We start from the raw sequence: 15,435 nt of genomic DNA, 5'->3' as shown, positions 1-15,435 counted from the left end.
GTTCTACCATTAGGTCTGTCCAAAGCAACCCCTATGTTGCATGAATGGTCGACTACGAGAGGTTGTGGGAGCGGATGATGTCCAGCGATGATCCGAAAGCACCGGCACAATCCGGCCTTGCTCTGGCCGGCATCAAGGTGATCGATTTCACCCATTTCGTCGCCGGGCCGGTCTGTACGATGGAGCTGGCCGATTTCGGGGCTGATGTCGTGAAGGTCGAGAATGGCGAGCGCGGCGACGATTTTCGCAACGTGCGGCCGCCCGAGATCGCCGGCGAGGGGGGCGCCTTCCTCTGGAACAACCGGAACAAGCGCAGCATCGCTCTCGATCTGACGACCGACGCCGGGCAGGCGATCGCGCGTGATCTGGTGCGATCCGCCGACATTCTGGTCGAGAATTATTCGGGCTCGGTCATGGAGCGATTCGGGCTGAGCTACGAGACTGTCAGCACGGACAATCCGGCGCTCATCTACTGTTCGATCTCGGCCTATGGACGAGAAGGGCCGTTGGGCAACAGGCCAGGCTTCGATCAGATCGTCCAGGCGGAAACCGGGCTGATGTCGATCAACGGTGAGCGTGACGGGCCGCCTCTGCTGGTCGGCGTGCCAGTCGTCGATATCACGGCTGGCATGAGCGCGACGAGCGCTGTTCTCGCCGCGCTGTTCGCGCGGCAGCGAACGGGTCGGGGGCAGCGGGTGGACGTGGCGCTGGTCGATCAGGCGGTTTCGTTGCTCGCCTATCGTGCCTACAATTATCTCCTGACCGGGGTCGATCCGCCGCGTACCGGAAATTCCATGCGCATGGCGCCCCCCAGCGCGACCTTCGAAGCGGCGGATGGAACGTTGCTCATATCCTGCCCGAACGATCGCTTGTTTCGCAAATTATGCGCCGCGCTGGGCAGCGATGCGCTTTCTGCTGATCCGCGCTATGCGACGGTGCAACAGCGCGCGCGCCATCACGACGAACTGATCGCCGATCTCGGGCGGATCTTCGCCACCGGGGCTCGATCGATATGGGTCGAGCGCCTGCTCGCGGCTGGCGTGCCTGCCGGCCCCGTCGCGAGCGTGTCGGAGGGGATGGCAAGCGTCGAGGTGGGGTCGCGCGGGCTGATCTCGCAGATACCCCATCCAGCCGGCGGCACGGTGCCCAACATCGCGCCGCCGTACCGCTTGTCGGGCACGCCGATCGCCTCGCCGCGCGCCGCGCCGCGCCATGGGGCGGATGGCGTGGACATCCTGACCGAAGCGTTCGGGTGGGATGCCGCCGCCATCGCCGCCGCCGATGAGGCTGGTGCTTTCGGCCAGGCGGGCCCGCGCGGGCGGGCGGCCTGAGCCATCGTCATTCGCCCGTAAATCGGGCCGCGCGCTTCTCCCGCATGGCAGCGACGCCCTCCGCGAAGTCCGCCGTCTGCTGCATGAGCGGCTGCATCGCCGCCTCGAGCGCCAGAGCCGCCTCAAGTGTCTGGCCGCTGGCGAGGTCGAGTTGCCGCTTGGCCATACCCACCGCCAGTGTCGGGGCCGACGCGAGACTGGCGGCAAATTCCAGGGCACGCGCATCGACCCGGTCGGTATCGATCGCTTCCAGGGCGAGGCCGAGGGCTGCGGCCTCCGACCCGCTGACGAAACGACCGGTGTAGATCAGTTCCTTGGCCCGCATCAGGCCGACCTGCCGGACCAGCAGCATCGAAGCGGCACCGTCCGGCGCCAATCCCAAAGCCTGAAAGCCGAATCGAAACCGGGCGTCGGCGGCCGCGATCACCAGATCGCACGCCAGCGCGAGCGACCAGCCTATACCGATGCAGCTTCCACGCACCGCTGCGACGACCGGCTTGTCGATCGACGAGATCGCCCGGATTAACGCATGGGATCGCCGAACGCGGATCAGGCCATCGGCTGGCGCTCCTCCCATCTCGGCAATGTCGCCGCCCGCGCAAAAATGGCCGCCCGATCCGGTCAGGATCACCGAGCGAACGCCACGGGCCGCTTGCGCCGCAGCGAATGCGTCGACGAGGTCATGGCGCATCGCTGCGGTCAAGGCGTTCCGCGCATCCGGCCGATCAATCCGAATAGTGGCGACGCCGCTCTCCTCACTGTAGCCGATCATTCGTCCAACCCTTTCTTAAGTACGCCAACTCATTGTGTAAAAAAGATAATCTACAGCTCTTGGCATATGGCGAACCATCGCTTGACGCCTCATACGGCAATTCATATAAGTTTGGTAGGACCACCAATCAAATTTGGAGTTACGAACGTCCATGCCGCAGGTTGAGTTCAAGTCTCCAGACGGTGATTCGACCGTCCTCCAGGGAGAGGACGGCTTTTCATTGATGGAGGTGGCGGTTCAGAATGGCGTCGATGGCATCGATGCCGATTGCGGCGGCGCACTTACCTGCGCGACCTGTCATGTCTATGTCGATCCCGAATGGCTCGATCGCCTGCCGCCGATCGAGACGGGTGAGGCGGACATGCTCGAATTCGCGGTCGAGCCGCGCGGCAATTCGCGTCTGTCGTGTCAAATCCGCCTGAGCGCGGCGCTCGACGGGCTGATCGTCGAAATTCCCGTAAGCCAACATTGAACCGAGATCAAAGGTACATCGCCATGGCCGAGGCCGACCCTCTTCTGCCGCGTGACGCGCCCATCGTCCGGGAAGACGTTACGCGCTCCACCTTCCGGGTGGATCGCCGCGCCTTCGTCGATCCCGCGATCCTGAAGCGCGAACGCGATCACATCTTCTCGACCTGCTGGTTATATCTCGGCCACGCATCGGAGCTGAAGCGGCCCAATGATTTTCTGATCCGCAGCGTCGGCGGTCGCGAGCTGGTGTTCAACCGCGATCGGAAGGGGGCCGTTCACGCCTTCTTCAACGTCTGTCCGCATCGCGGCGCGCAGGTCGTGCGTGAGAGCAGTGGCAACGCGATGTCGTTCCGCTGCTTCTACCATGGCTGGTCGTTCAACAATAACGGTCAGTTCGCTTCGCGTTTCGATGCCGAAACCTATCCGGCGGATTTCAATGCCGAGGGCTGCGCCAATCTGCGCTCCGTGCCCCGCCTCGATTCCTATCGCGACCTGTGGTTCGTGAATTTCAGCGCCGAGGGCGAAAGCCTCTCAGACTATCTGGCGGGCGCCAAGGAGATCATCGACCTCGCCGTCGATCATTCCGAAATCGGCATGGAGGTCGTCGGCGGCACGCAGGAATATAGCATCCGCGCGAACTGGAAGCTGCTCGCCGAGAACAGCAACGATGGCTATCATGCCAGCGAGACGCATTCGACCTACATCGACTATCTTGGCGTCTCGACCGGATATGGCGCGCAGGCGCTGCGCAACGCCAAGCCGACGCTCTCGCGCGGCATCGATCTGGGCAATGGCCATGCGGTGATCGAATATGCAGCCGCCTGGGGCCGGCCCGTCGCTCAATCCATCCCGACCTGGGGGGAACATGGCAAGGCGGTGATCGACGCAAAGCGCGCGCGGCTCGAGGAATTGTACGGGCCGGATCGCGCCCGCCGGATCGCACGCGGCAACCGGAACATGGTGATCTTCCCCAACCTGGTCATCAACGACATCATGGCGCTGACGGTGCGCACCTTTTATCCCGAACAGGTCGATGAATTGCACGTCACCGGCTGGGCGCTGGCGCCGGTCGATGAGGATCCGCAGTTCCGCGCATGGCGGCTCGACAATTTCCTCGAATTCCTCGGCCCCGGCGGCTTCGCAACGCCGGACGATGTCGAGGCTCTCGAGTCGGCGCAAAAGGGCTATCGCAATCTCGCCGAGGTGCCGTTCAACGATCTCTCGCGGGGAATGGCGCGCGCCGAAAAGCTGCACGACGACGAGGAGCAGATGCGTGCCTTCTGGCGCGAGTGGAGCCGTCGCGTGGAGGGGGTGGCGTGACCGAGTGGGCTGTGGCGATGACCGATCAGGGGGCGACGGCGTCGCTCGGCCGGGCGGCCTTTGAGGATTTCCTGTTTCACGAAGCGGCGCTGCTCGACGAATGGCGGCTCGACGAGTGGTTCGCCCTGTTCACCGAGGGGGCGACCTACGAGGTGCCGACGGCGGGCGCGCCCGACGGTGCCGATCCGCAAACGACCCTATTCTACATCGCGGACGATTATGCCCGGCTGCAACACCGCATCGATCGGCTGAACAAGCCCGGCGCCCATTCCGAATTCCCACGGTCGAAGGTGATGCGCGTCATCAGCAACGTTCGCATTCTTTCCGAGAATGCCGAAGAGGCGCGGATCGGCTGCTGCTTCGTGACCTATCGTTCGAAGAACGACGTAACCGACGTGTTTCCCGGCCACCACCGCTACCTGCTGCGCAAGACGGCGGACGGGCTGCGGATCGCCGCCAAACGCTCCTACCTCGATCTGACCAATCTGCGCCCTCAGGGCCGGGTCAGCATCATCCTCTAGCGATCTGCAAGGGTCTTATCCGATGGCCGTGGCCGATATTCGATATGTCCGATTGGGCTATGTCGCCCTGAACGTGTCCGATCTTGCCCGGTCGGCCGATTTCTACGAGACGATCGTCGGACTGGAGCGCGTGCCTGCGTCCTCCCCGGACATGGCATTGTTCCGGTGCAGCGATCGCCATCAGGATATCGTATTGTACGAAGGGCCGCCGGGGCTGAAGCGCGTCGCTTGGCAGATGGAGAGCGAGGCCGCCCTGTCGGCGGTGCGTGCAGAGTTCGCGTCGCTCGGGATCGACGTCGTCGAAGTCGGCGCCGCCGACTTGGCCGGGCTCGGCATCGCCCACGCCGTTCGTGCGATCGAGCCGACGACGGGCACCCAGTTCGAATTCTTCACCGAAATCGAGGGTGTTGAGCCCTACCGCATCCGCCACACCAAGATCGCCCAGCTGGGCCATGTCGTCGTGACCACGCCGCAGCGCGAGGACACCGAAATGTTCATGATCGAGCATCTGAACTTCCGCGTGTCGGATCGGGTGGAAGGCGTCGTCGCGTTCATGCGTTGCTTCCCCAATCCTTTTCATCACAGCTTCGGCGTGGGGCAGGCGCAGGGCGACGAGCCGATGTTGCAGCACGTCAATTTCATGGTCACCGAGATTGACGATATCGGCAGGGCGCTCAACCGCCTGAAGCGGCACAATGTGCCGATCGTGTTCGGGCCGGGGCGGCATCCCACATCGGAATCGGTGTTCCTCTACTTCCTCGATCCCGATGGTCTGACGCTCGAATATAGTTTCGGGATGGAGGAGTTTCCCGAAGAGGGTGATCGCGCCCCGCGTGGTTTCCCCCGCGCACTGGAATCGCTCGACACCTGGGGTGGTCGGGCGGAACGCGACTTCGGCAAGGTCGGCCATATCGAACGACCGGCGCGGGCAGGTGAAGCCTGATGGCGCCGCTGGCGGGGCAGGCCGCGATCGTCACGGGTGCCGCAAGCCCGATCGGCCAGGCCACGGCGCGGATGCTCCAGGCCGAAGCTGTCAGCCTTGTTCTGGCGGATATCGATCCGGCGGCGATGGAGGCCGCCGGGTGGCGTGACGGCGAAGGTTGCGCGACGCTCGTCGCGGACCTGTCGCAGCAGGAGGGCGCCGTCGCCCTTGTCGCGCTCGCGCTGGAGCGGTTCGGTCGCCTCGACATCCTGGTCAACAATGCGGGCGGGGGTGTCATCCGGCCGTTCCTCAAGCAATCGCCCAAGACGCTGCATGCGACACTGGATCGCAATCTGTGGACCTGCATCTGGATGTGCCATGCCGCGCTGCCAGCGATGGTCGAGCGCGGATACGGGCGGATCGTGAACGTCGGCGCCGATTCGGTGCGCAACGGCCTGTTGGCGCACGCCGCATACAATGCGGCCAAGGGCGGCATGCATGGCCTGACGACCGGGCTGGCGCGAGAATTCGCCGAGCAGGACATCACCGTCAACACCGTCGCCCCCGCGATGGTGCGCACGCCCTTCGTCGAGCGGGAAACTGCGGCGGGCAATCCCTTCATCAAGGAATTCATCGACGTCATCCCTAAGCGCAGGGCGGCAGAGCCCGACGAGGTGGCGTCGATGATCGTCCATCTCGCGCGCCCGGAATCGGGCTTCGTCACAGGACAGGTCATGAGCGTCAACGGCGGCAGCGCCATGCTATGAGGAGAGAAAGATGAGCGACGTAAGCGAGCGGCCGCCCGTCAACATCGTGGAGGTTCTGAGCGCGAAGATCGCCTATCACGATGTCGGCGAGGGCGACGCGGTCATCATGATCCACGGCGGCGGCCCCGGTGCGACCGGCTACAGCAATTACAGCCGCAACATCGGCCCGCTGTCGCAGTCGAACCGAGTGATCGTGATCGACCTGCCGGGGTATGGCGGCTCCGAGAATCGCGAGATCGAAGGGAGCATCTTCGATGTCCTGTCGGCGGTCGTGATCGGCCTGATGGATGCGCTGGGTATCGCCAAGGCGAGCATCGTCGGCAATTCTCTCGGCGGAGGTACGGCGCTACGAACCGCGATCGATCATCCCGATCGGGTGTCGAAGCTGGTGCTGATGGGGCCGGGCGGTGGCCTGGCGGTTCACTCCAATTTCCCGACCCCCGGCCTGATGGCGATGTTCACTTATTATCTGGGTGACGGGCCGAGCGAGAAGAAGCTGCGCGGCATCATCAAGGAGCTTGTGTACGATCCGTCGCTGATCACGGAGGAGTTGTTCCAGCAGCGGCTCGAGGCGAGCATGCGACCGGACGTGGTGGCCAATCCGCCGCTCAAGCAGCGCAAGGGGCCGTCGGCGATGCGTGACGACCTGTGGCGCGAGCCGCTCTACAAGGTGAAGCAGCCGGTTCTCATCATCTGGGGACGCGAGGACCGGGTGCTGCCGATCGATGCGGCCTTCGTCTATCAGAAGTCCCTGCCCAACGCCGAACTCCATGTCTTCCCGAAATGCGGCCATTGGGCGCAATGGGAGAAGGCCGACCAGTTCAACACGCTCGTCGGCCAGTTCCTGGGTCGCGCCGAGTGACCCAGCGCGCCGGCAGGCTGCCATGACATCCGCGTTGCTGGCCGGTGGGTCGACCGGGCCGATCGACTTCCACACCCATCTGGTTCCGGAGGCTTTTCCGATCGACCCCGAGGGGACAGGGCCCGGCTGGCCCTGCCTTGCCTGTCGCCCGGACGGCAGACGCATTCTCGAGTTCGGCGGTAAACCCTTTCGCCGGCTCGACGCGCGCTCATGGGAGGCGGCCCGGCGCATCGAGGATATGGAGCGACAGGGGGTTTCGGGACAGATCGTTTCGCCGATGCCCGAATTATTCTCCTACAGCTTCTCGCCGGCACGCAGCGCGCTTCTGTGCGATCACGTCAATCACTTCACCGCCAGCCTTGTCGGTATGGATCCGTCGCGTTTCGGCGGGCTGGGCATCGTCACGATGCAGGACGTGCCGACCGCCGTGCGGCAGATCGGTGAAATACGATCACGCTTCGGCCTGATCGGCATCGAGATCGGGAGCAACATCAACGGCGTCTACGCCGGCGATCCGCTATTCGATCCGATCTATCAGGCGGCGGCCGAAGCAGGGCTGATCGTGTTCGTCCACGCCTTCCACCCGTTGTCGGCGGGTAGCGGTGGCCTCCCCGCCGGGCTGACGCCGTTTTTGGGCTTTCCGATCGATGTCGCCCATGCTGCGGCATCCTGCATCGCCCGTGATCTGCCGACGCGCTTTCCCGGCTTGAAGCTTCTGTTCAGCCATGGCGGCGGTGCGCTCGGGGCCATATTGGGCCGGATGGATCGCGGTTACCGCGTGAGAGCCGGCGGCATGGAAGCATTGACGCGGGCGCCCAGCACGGTCGCGCGCGATCTCTTCTACGACAGCAACGTCTATGATCCGGTCTATCTCCGTCATCTCGCGGCCGATTGGGGGCGGGGCCGCACGGTGCTGGGCACGGATTATCCCTACGACATTATGCAGGATGATCCTATGCCGTATCTCATCGAAGCCGGGCTCTCGTCAGATAGCTTGGCCGAGGCGACCCAGGCGCTACTTGCATGACGCACTACAGCATCCTGATCGTGGGTGGCGGGCATGGCGGTGCGCAGGCGGCGGTGGCTTTGCGGCAGGCCAGGTTCGAGGGGGCGATCGCGATCGTCGGTGACGAGCCGGAGCTGCCCTATGAGCGGCCACCGCTGTCGAAGGACTATTTCTCGGGCGAGAAGGCGTTCGAGCGTATCCTGATCCGCCCGCCGGCCTTCTGGGAGGAGCGGCAGGTGGCGATGCTGCTCGGCCGCAAGGTCGTGTCGGTGGATCCCGAGGCGCGGAGCATCACGACGGCGGACGGCGAGACGATCGGCTATGGCGACCTCATCTGGGCGACCGGCGGCAGCCCGCGCAAGCTGACCTGCTCCGGCCACGACCTCATCGGCGTCCACGGCGTGCGCACCCGCGCCGATGTCGATCGGATGACCGGAGAACTGGCCGGCACCACCCGCGTCGTCGTGATCGGCGGCGGCTATATCGGGCTGGAGGCGGCGGCCGTGCTGGCCAAGTTCGGCAAGCAGGTGACGGTGCTGGAGGCGCTCGACCGGGTGCTGGCCCGCGTCGCCGGCGAGCCGCTGTCTCGCTTCTACGAGGCCGAGCATCGCGCCCATGGGGTCGACGTGCGGCTGGGCGCCAAGGTGGAGTGTATCGAGGAGGCCGAGGGCCGGGTCACCGGCGTGCGGCTGGCCGATGGCGAGATCCTGGCCTGCGAGATGGTGATCGTCGGCATCGGCATCATCCCCGCCGTCGAGCCGCTGCTGGCGGCGGGTGCCGAGGGCGGCAATGGCGTCGCGGTCGATGCGCAATGCCGCATCAGCCTGCCGCACATCTACGCCATCGGCGACTGCGCGCTCCACGCCAACGACTTCGCCGGCGACATGCCGATCCGCCTGGAATCGGTCCAGAACGCCAACGATCAGGCGACCGTCGCGGCCAAGACGATCCTGGGGCAGGAGGTCGTCTATCATGCCGTGCCGTGGTTCTGGTCGAACCAATATGACCTGCGCCTCCAGACGGTGGGCCTGTCGACTGGCCATGACGAGGCAGTGCTACGCGGGGATCCGGCGACCCGCAGCTTCTCGATCGTCTATCTGAAGGACGGCAAGGTCATCGCGCTCGACTGCGTCAACGCCACCAAGGATTACGTCCAGGGCAAGGCGCTGGTCGTCGGCGCGGTAGCATTGCCGGCCGAGCGGCTCGCCGACACGAGCGTGGTTCTCAAGGAATTGGCCGCCTCCTGAGCCTCGTTACTCGATTACCGCGCCAACATCGGAGCAGAACCATGCGTGACGTTTTTCTCGTATCCGCCGCGCGGACGGCCATCGGTACGTTCGGCGGATCGCTCAAGGATCAGCAGCCCGGCGAACTGGCCGCAACCGTCGGCAAGGCTGCGATGATTAGGGCGGATGTGGATCCCGCGCTCGTTGGCCATGTCGTCGTCGGCAGCGTGATCCACACCGAACCCCGCGACGCATATGTTTCCCGGATCGCGGCGGTCGGTGCGGGTATTCCGTACGAGACGCCAGCGATGACCGTCGGTCGGCTTTGCGGGTCTGGCCTTCAGGCGATCATTTCCGCGGCGCAATCGATCCTGCTTGGCGATTGCGAGGTGGCGATGGCGGCGGGCGTCGAAGTGATGAGCCGAGCGCCCTATTTCGCGCCCGGCGTGCGGTGGGGCCAGAAGATGGGCGACACGGCGTTGATCGATGGTCTCCTCGGTGCGCTGACCGACCCCTTCCACGTTTATCACATGGGCGTAACCGCTGAGAATGTGGCGAAGCGCTACGGCATCAGCCGCGAGGATCAGGACACCTTGGCCATCGAGAGCCAGAGGCGGGCCGTGCATGCTATTGCGAAAGGCTATTTCCGTGACCAGATCGTGCCGATCGAGATCATGGTGAAGCGCAAGCCGGCGTTGTTCGAAACGGACGAACATGTCCGCATCGACGCAAAACCCGACGATTTCAGCCGCCTGAAGCCGGTTTTCGTAAAGGACGGCGGCACCGTGACGGCCGGAAACGCATCGGGCATCAACGATGGCGCCGCAGCGACGATTCTGGCCAGTGGCGAAGCAGTGCGGGCGCATGGCCTGATGCCGCTAGCGCGGTTGGTCAGCTACGGCCATGCCGGCGTCGATCCGGCGTACATGGGCATCGGTCCGGTACCGGCCACCCGCGCCGCCCTCGCCCGCGCCGGGCTGACGATCGCGGATCTCGACGTGATCGAGTCCAACGAAGCCTTTGCTGCCCAGGCCTGTGCCGTAGCGCGCGAGCTGGGTTTCGATCCGGCCAAGGTCAATCCCAACGGCAGCGGCATCGCACTGGGCCACCCGATCGGCGCGACGGGCGCGATCCTCACAACCAAACTCGTCCACGAATTGAGCCGCAAGGGCGGCCGCTATGGATTGACCACGATGTGCATCGGCGGCGGCCAGGGCATCGCCGCCATCTGGGAGCGAGCCTGATCACGGCTAGCGATCTAACACTACCGTAGGATCAAATGGGCGTCATCTGGTCAGTTCGATAACTCGATCATCCAGGAGAGACAATCCAGTCGACTTCACTGGCGGTTGGAGCGACAGCGTCGGGGCGACTCGCTGGTTGCGGCTTGCCTGATCTCGGGATGATGATCTCGCCGGGACTTCGGTCGGTGGGGCGGCGCGTTGCCGCTCCGCCGGACCGGAGACCATCATGGCCAAGCTCACCGACACCCAGACGATCCTGCTCTCGACCGCCGCCCAGCGCGACGATCGCAACCTCCACCCGCTGCCGCCCGCGATCACCAACCGCTCGCGCGTCACGATGGCGATCACCTCCCTGATAAAGGCGGGGCTGGTCGAGGAACGCGAGACCGGCACCTTCGCCACCGACGCGGGCCTCGCCGCCATTGGCGTCGAGGTGGGGCAGGGTACCGCGCCCGAGAGCGCCGCGCCGGCCAGCCCCGAGGCGGCGGAGCGACCAGCCGTCACCCCAGCCCGCGTCACCAAAATCGACGGCGTCCTGACCCTGCTGCGCCAGCCCGACGGCGCGACCCAGGCCGAACTTATCGCCGTGACAGGCTGGCTGCCGCACACGATGCGGGCGGCGCTCACCGGCCTGCGCAAGAAGGGGTACGCGGTCGAGCGCGGCAAGCGCGACGGCGCCACCTGCTACCAGATCACGGCGGCGGCCTGAGATGGCGACGCTCGATGAGGAGCTGGCGAGCCTCGCGCACATGTCGCCCGCTGACCTGCGCGACCGCTGGACCCGCCTGACCTCGGGGCCGTGCCTCGGATCAGCCCCAGCCTGCTGCGGCTCGCTTTGGCCTGGGAAATCCAGGCCCGGGCGCAAGGCGGGCTCGCCCGCCAGACCCGTCAGCGGCTGGCCCAGATCGGCGCGGCCAAGACCCGCACCCCCCCGGCACGGGCCGGCATGCGGCTGGTACGCGAATGGAACGGGCAGGCCCATGTGGTGACGGTGGGCAAGGATGAGGTGATCCGCTGGGACGGGCGGGAGTGGCGGTCGCTGTCGGAGGTCGCCCGCGCCATCACCGGCACCCGCTGGTCGGGCCCCGCCTTCTTCGGCCTCAAGAAGACAATCGCGGCATGAGGGGTGGAACGCAGGTCCGCTGCGCGATCTACACCCGCAAGTCGAGCGAGGAGGGGCTGGAACAGAGCTTCAACTGGTGCTGTCAGTCTAACGCGAACCGCTCTCCCCACGATGGTGATCGGTCTATGAGGGCAGGGGCCTAGCTGACGAGTATCTGCCACTCCGCCAGGGCGGCGGAGCGGCGTTCCTTGAAGGTCTGGCGATCGATGAGGTGGCGTTCGAGATTGAAGTGATTGTGGACGTTGGCGTGGACCGAGGCGAACTTCTGCAAGGTCTTCATCCGCCTGAACCTGAGCATGGCTCGTTTTCGTCGTCGGAAGGGCAGGTGGCTGTTTTCGACACGGTTGTTCGCCCAGCGGCCGACCTCCTGCTTATCAGCGTTGCCCAGTTCGTTCATCGCTGCGCGGTAGGAGCGCAGGCCGTCCGTAGTGACGGCTTCGGGTGCGCCGTGGCGCCTTAATGCCTTCTTCATGAAGCTGAGAGCTGCTGCCTTATCGCGGGTTTTCGTGATGTAGCTCTCGAGGATCTCACCCTCGTGATCGACGGCGCGCCAAAGGTAGACCATCTCGCCGTTGAGCTTCACGTACATCTCGTCAAGATGCCATCGCCAGTGGCGGAAGCCGCGCATGCGGCTCACCCGCTGGCGGCGGATGTCGCCGGCGAACATCGGCCCGAACCTGTTCCACCAGTGTCGGACCGTCTCGTGACAGATGTCGATGCCGCGCTCGAACAGCAGATCCTCGACGTTCCGCAGCGACAGCGGAAAGCGAATATACATCAGCACAACAAGGCGGATGACTTCTGGTGCTGAATTGAAGCGGCGGAACGGGGAGGGCGGCAGCGCTCTGGATTTGCGGCTCATCCCGACCGGATATCATCTGGCAATCAGCGCTGCCACGTTGGTCTGACAAGGCCCGCCGTTGAGCTTCACGTACATCTCATCGAGATGCCACCGCCAGTGGCGGAAGCCGCGCATATGGCTCACCGGTGCTGTCAGTCTAACGCGAACCGCTCTCCCCACGATGGTATTCGGTCTATGAGGGCAGGGGACTAGCTGGCGAGCGAATGCCACTCCGCCAGGGCGGCGGAGCGACGTTCCTAGTAAGTCTGGCGATCGACGAGGTGGCGTTCGAGGTTGAAATGATTGTGGACGTTGGCGTGGACCGAGGCGAACTTCTGAAGGGTCTTCATTCGCCTGAACTTAGCATCGCCCGCTCTCGTCGTCGGAAGGGCAGGTGGCTGTTCTCGACGCGGTTGTTCGCCCAGCGGCCGATCTTTTGCTTCTCCGCATTGCCCAGGTCGTTCATCGCTGCGCGATAGGAGCGCAGACCATCGGTGGTAATGGCCTCCGGTGACCCGTGGCGCTTCAGCGCCTTCCTCATGAAAGTAAGCGCCGCATCCTTGTCGCGGGTCTTGGTAATGTAGCTCTCGAGCACCTCGCCCTCGTGATCGACGGCGCGCCAGAGGTAGACCATCTCACCATTCAGCTTCACGTACATCTCATCCAGGTGCCTTCGCCAATGGCGAAACCCGCGCATTCGTGAAATACGCTGCTGACGATATCGCCCGCGAACATCGGCCCGGAGCGGTTCCACCAGTGCCGCACCGTTTCATGGCAGATGTCGATCCCGCGTTCGAACAGCAGGTCTTCGACGTTCTTCAAGCTCAGTGGGAAGCGGACATACATCATCACCGCCAAGCGGATCACCACGGGTGATGAGTTGAAATAGCGGAACGGGCTGGGTGGCTTGCGATGGCGAGGCATCTCGCGGTGCTACCGGGCACTCGCTAATTTCCGGTGCATTTGCTTTGACAGAGTCCCAGCGCCAGCAGCTCCTTGTCCCAGCCGGCGTTGAGCGCCAGCTTGTTGTCGGCCAGCACATAGGCTCTGACCTCGGCGGGACTGAGATTGGCCAGGGTCAGTGTCGGCACCTCGGCCATGCCCAATTCGCGCGCGGCCATCACCCGGCCGTGGCCGGCGATGATGGTGCCATCGGGGGTGATCAGTACAGGGTTGGTGAACCCGAACGTGCTGATGCTCTTGGCGATCTGCTTCACCTGCTTCTTCGAATGCGTGCGCGCGTTGCGATCGAAGGGTTTCGACGATCCGACGGCGCGCAGTTCGAACGGCGGTAGCTCCACGACGCACAGTCTCCCGAATAGCCAACATCTGACGGCGGATATTGCGATCTAAGCCACGAAATAGCAAAAAACCGCCCGGATATGCCGGTTTAAGCATGCCCAAATCCGGACACATTTCATCTAAATCACTAAGAATACGAGATAAAATATACGGCGAGGCCAAAAACCGCCCCTTTTCCCAGCATAATTCCCGTTAAACGACGTATTTAGCGGGAATTCAGCGCCTCGAAGACAGCGAATAGCAGTGCCGTTTTGGCAAACCGTACCGCTGCCCCGAGAGGCGGAGAAAGTGTCGTCGGAATGGGGAGTGAGAGAGGGCGAGGGCCCTCTCCGCGCTACGGTCGCAGCGCGAGAATCGCCGGAAATCGGCGCTACAGCCGCAGTACGGCGGCGCTTCTCGTTACTTTGGGGACTGCCTGGCGGAGCGGAATAGATTCGAACTTCGAATACGGCTGGCAGCTAAGGTACGGAAAAACGGGCAAAATTCTTCTAGAACCGGACTACGGAGAAAATTCCCTATTTTCGCGGCCCAAGTTTCGAAATCACCGTACCAAAAACGCTCATTCTCGACACCGCGTCAATTGAAAAATTCAGTAAAAACAACGACTTGATGGCGGAGACGGAGAGATTCGAACTCTCGGTACGGTCTCCCGTACGACGCTTTAGCAAAGCGTTGGTTTCAGCCACTCACCCACGTCTCCGGCTGCGGCGTTGGCGGCTATAGCGAGGTCGTTCGGGGCCTGCAACCGGCTGTGGAGCAATAGCGTTCGGTCGCCGTTCATTGCTGGGCAAGGCCGCATCGCGATAGGGTGGCGCTCAACCGCTTGAGGGGGAGAGTTTATGATCCGGGCGGCAAAGGTGACGATCGGGATGCTGGCGGCGATGGGCCTGGCGGGCACTGCGATGGCGCAGGTTTCGACGATCGATCCCAATCAGGCGGGCCAGCTCGCGGCGCGCCCGGCGACGTCCGCCTCGGCCCCAGCGTCCGCCGCGCGGCAGGATCCGCCGGCTGCCGATGCGGTTTCGGCTCAGGCCGGCGACGCGGCGGCGAGCGGCCAGTCCGCACCGGCGCCCCCGCCGCCCTCCGGCCCCGTTCCCGCCAGCGAGAGCGTCGGAACGACGCCCATGGGGCGGGCGGCGTCGGAGGCATCTGCGGGCGCCACCTATCAGGAAAAGGACATCTTCGAGGCGGCCGAGGGCGTGTTCGGCAAGGGCGCCGAGGGGCTTGCCAAGGTGATCGAGCGGATCATCGGCGATAATGGCCGGCCGGTTGCCTATATCGCGGGCCGCGAGGCGGGCGGGGCGTTTATCGCCGGGCTGCGCTATGGATCGGGCACGATGTTCCACAAGGTGGAGGGGCAGCGGCCGGTCTATTGGACCGGGCCGTCGCTGGGCTTCGACATCGGCGCGAACGGCGCCAAGACCTTCGTGCTGGTCTATAACCTCTACGATTCACAGGAATTGTATCAGCGGTTCCCGGCGGGGGAGGGGGCGGCCTATCTCGTCGGCGGCTTCAACGCGAGCTACCTGCGGCGCGGCGATATCGTGCTGATCCCGATCCGGCTGGGCGTCGGCTGGCGACTGGGCGTGAACGTGGGTTACATGAACTTCACGGAGAAGGGGCGGTGGCTGCCGTTCTGATCGAACGGGCGTCCGCGCTTAGACGCCGTTCGTCCCGAGCGTAGTCGAGGGATGTGCCCCACGTAAAGGTGTCTCGACTTCGCTCGA

General features: G+C 64.4%; 16 protein-coding genes, 1 tRNA gene and 1 pseudogene. 13 read left to right on the top strand and 5 right to left on the bottom strand.

Going from position 1 to position 15,435, the window contains the following annotated elements; translation table 11 throughout:
- The first annotated feature begins 77 nt into the window (after window positions 1–77).
- Complete coding sequence (locus PQ455_RS11010; RefSeq protein WP_273686125.1) at window positions 78–1,331, top strand: CaiB/BaiF CoA transferase family protein; 1,254 nt, start codon at window positions 78–80, stop codon at window positions 1,329–1,331.
- 7 nt (window positions 1,332–1,338) lie between these two features.
- Here the strand turns inward: PQ455_RS11010 and PQ455_RS11005 are convergent, their stop codons facing one another.
- On the bottom strand, window positions 1,339–2,103 hold the full coding sequence (locus PQ455_RS11005; protein ID WP_273686124.1) for an enoyl-CoA hydratase/isomerase family protein: 765 nt from the start codon (window positions 2,101–2,103) through the stop codon (window positions 1,339–1,341).
- 151 nt (window positions 2,104–2,254) lie between these two features.
- Here PQ455_RS11005 and PQ455_RS11000 point away from each other — a divergent pair, with 151 nt between their 5' ends.
- The 11 genes from PQ455_RS11000 (at window position 2,255) to PQ455_RS10950 (ending at window position 11,565) form a co-directional block, all read left to right on the top strand.
- Complete coding sequence (locus tag PQ455_RS11000) at window positions 2,255–2,575, top strand: 2Fe-2S iron-sulfur cluster-binding protein (RefSeq protein ID WP_273686123.1); 321 nt, start codon at window positions 2,255–2,257, stop codon at window positions 2,573–2,575.
- A gap of 23 nt (window positions 2,576–2,598) precedes the next feature.
- Window positions 2,599–3,894: an aromatic ring-hydroxylating oxygenase subunit alpha gene (locus PQ455_RS10995; protein ID WP_273686122.1), complete on the top strand. Its 1,296-nt coding sequence runs from the start codon at window positions 2,599–2,601 to the stop codon at window positions 3,892–3,894.
- Complete coding sequence (locus PQ455_RS10990; RefSeq protein ID WP_273686121.1) at window positions 3,891–4,415, top strand: aromatic-ring-hydroxylating dioxygenase subunit beta; 525 nt, start codon at window positions 3,891–3,893, stop codon at window positions 4,413–4,415. The genes PQ455_RS10995 and PQ455_RS10990 overlap by 4 nt, the downstream gene beginning before the upstream one ends.
- Before the next feature lie 22 nt (window positions 4,416–4,437).
- Window positions 4,438–5,358, top strand: coding sequence for a VOC family protein (locus PQ455_RS10985; protein WP_273686120.1), 921 nt, complete (start codon window positions 4,438–4,440; stop codon window positions 5,356–5,358).
- Window positions 5,358–6,104 (top strand): SDR family oxidoreductase, encoded by a 747-nt coding sequence (locus PQ455_RS10980; protein WP_273686119.1) that lies wholly within the window; start codon window positions 5,358–5,360, stop codon window positions 6,102–6,104. Before PQ455_RS10985 ends, PQ455_RS10980 begins: the two co-directional genes overlap by 1 nt.
- Before the next feature lie 10 nt (window positions 6,105–6,114).
- Entirely contained in the window at window positions 6,115–6,966 is an 852-nt protein-coding gene (locus PQ455_RS10975; RefSeq protein ID WP_273686118.1) for an alpha/beta fold hydrolase, read from the top strand.
- Complete coding sequence (locus PQ455_RS10970; RefSeq protein WP_273686117.1) at window positions 6,875–7,993, top strand: amidohydrolase family protein; 1,119 nt, start codon at window positions 6,875–6,877, stop codon at window positions 7,991–7,993. The genes PQ455_RS10975 and PQ455_RS10970 overlap by 92 nt, the downstream gene beginning before the upstream one ends.
- Window positions 7,990–9,219, top strand: a complete 1,230-nt coding sequence (locus PQ455_RS10965) for an NAD(P)/FAD-dependent oxidoreductase (RefSeq protein WP_273686116.1) — start codon at window positions 7,990–7,992, stop codon at window positions 9,217–9,219. Before PQ455_RS10970 ends, PQ455_RS10965 begins: the two co-directional genes overlap by 4 nt.
- 41 nt (window positions 9,220–9,260) lie before the next feature.
- Window positions 9,261–10,442: an acetyl-CoA C-acyltransferase family protein gene (locus PQ455_RS10960; RefSeq protein WP_273686115.1), complete on the top strand. Its 1,182-nt coding sequence runs from the start codon at window positions 9,261–9,263 to the stop codon at window positions 10,440–10,442.
- A 226-nt stretch (window positions 10,443–10,668) separates the two neighbouring features.
- A complete protein-coding gene (locus PQ455_RS10955; protein WP_273686114.1) occupies window positions 10,669–11,151 on the top strand; it encodes a DUF3489 domain-containing protein in 483 nt (160 codons plus the stop codon).
- Window positions 11,152–11,241: 90 nt separating this feature from the next.
- Complete coding sequence (locus tag PQ455_RS10950) at window positions 11,242–11,565, top strand: DUF2924 domain-containing protein (RefSeq protein WP_273686112.1); 324 nt, start codon at window positions 11,242–11,244, stop codon at window positions 11,563–11,565.
- Between the two features lie 139 nt (window positions 11,566–11,704).
- Here PQ455_RS10950 and PQ455_RS10945 read toward each other — a convergent pair whose 3' ends face one another.
- The 4 genes and pseudogenes from PQ455_RS10945 to PQ455_RS10930 form a co-directional block, all read right to left on the bottom strand.
- Entirely contained in the window at window positions 11,705–12,406 is a 702-nt protein-coding gene (locus PQ455_RS10945; protein ID WP_420542871.1) for an IS6 family transposase, read from the bottom strand.
- Between the two features lie 257 nt (window positions 12,407–12,663).
- Window positions 12,664–13,330 (bottom strand): annotated as a pseudogene (locus PQ455_RS10940) (IS6 family transposase).
- Between the two features lie 23 nt (window positions 13,331–13,353).
- Entirely contained in the window at window positions 13,354–13,707 is a 354-nt protein-coding gene (locus PQ455_RS10935; RefSeq protein WP_273686110.1) for a ParB/Srx family N-terminal domain-containing protein, read from the bottom strand.
- Window positions 13,708–14,318: 611 nt separating this feature from the next.
- A tRNA-Ser gene (locus PQ455_RS10930) sits at window positions 14,319–14,408 on the bottom strand.
- A gap of 139 nt (window positions 14,409–14,547) precedes the next feature.
- On the opposite strand from PQ455_RS10930, the gene PQ455_RS10925 reads away from it, so the two are divergent.
- On the top strand, window positions 14,548–15,348 hold the full coding sequence (locus PQ455_RS10925; protein WP_273686109.1) for a DUF1134 domain-containing protein: 801 nt from the start codon (window positions 14,548–14,550) through the stop codon (window positions 15,346–15,348).
- Window positions 15,349–15,435 lie beyond the last annotated feature (87 nt).

The organism is Sphingomonas naphthae, assembly GCF_028607085.1.
GTDB classification, from domain to species: Bacteria; Pseudomonadota; Alphaproteobacteria; order Sphingomonadales; family Sphingomonadaceae; genus Sphingomonas_Q; species Sphingomonas_Q naphthae.
Note: the sequence above shows the minus strand (reverse complement) of the source record. Positions and strands in the feature narration are given on the sequence as shown.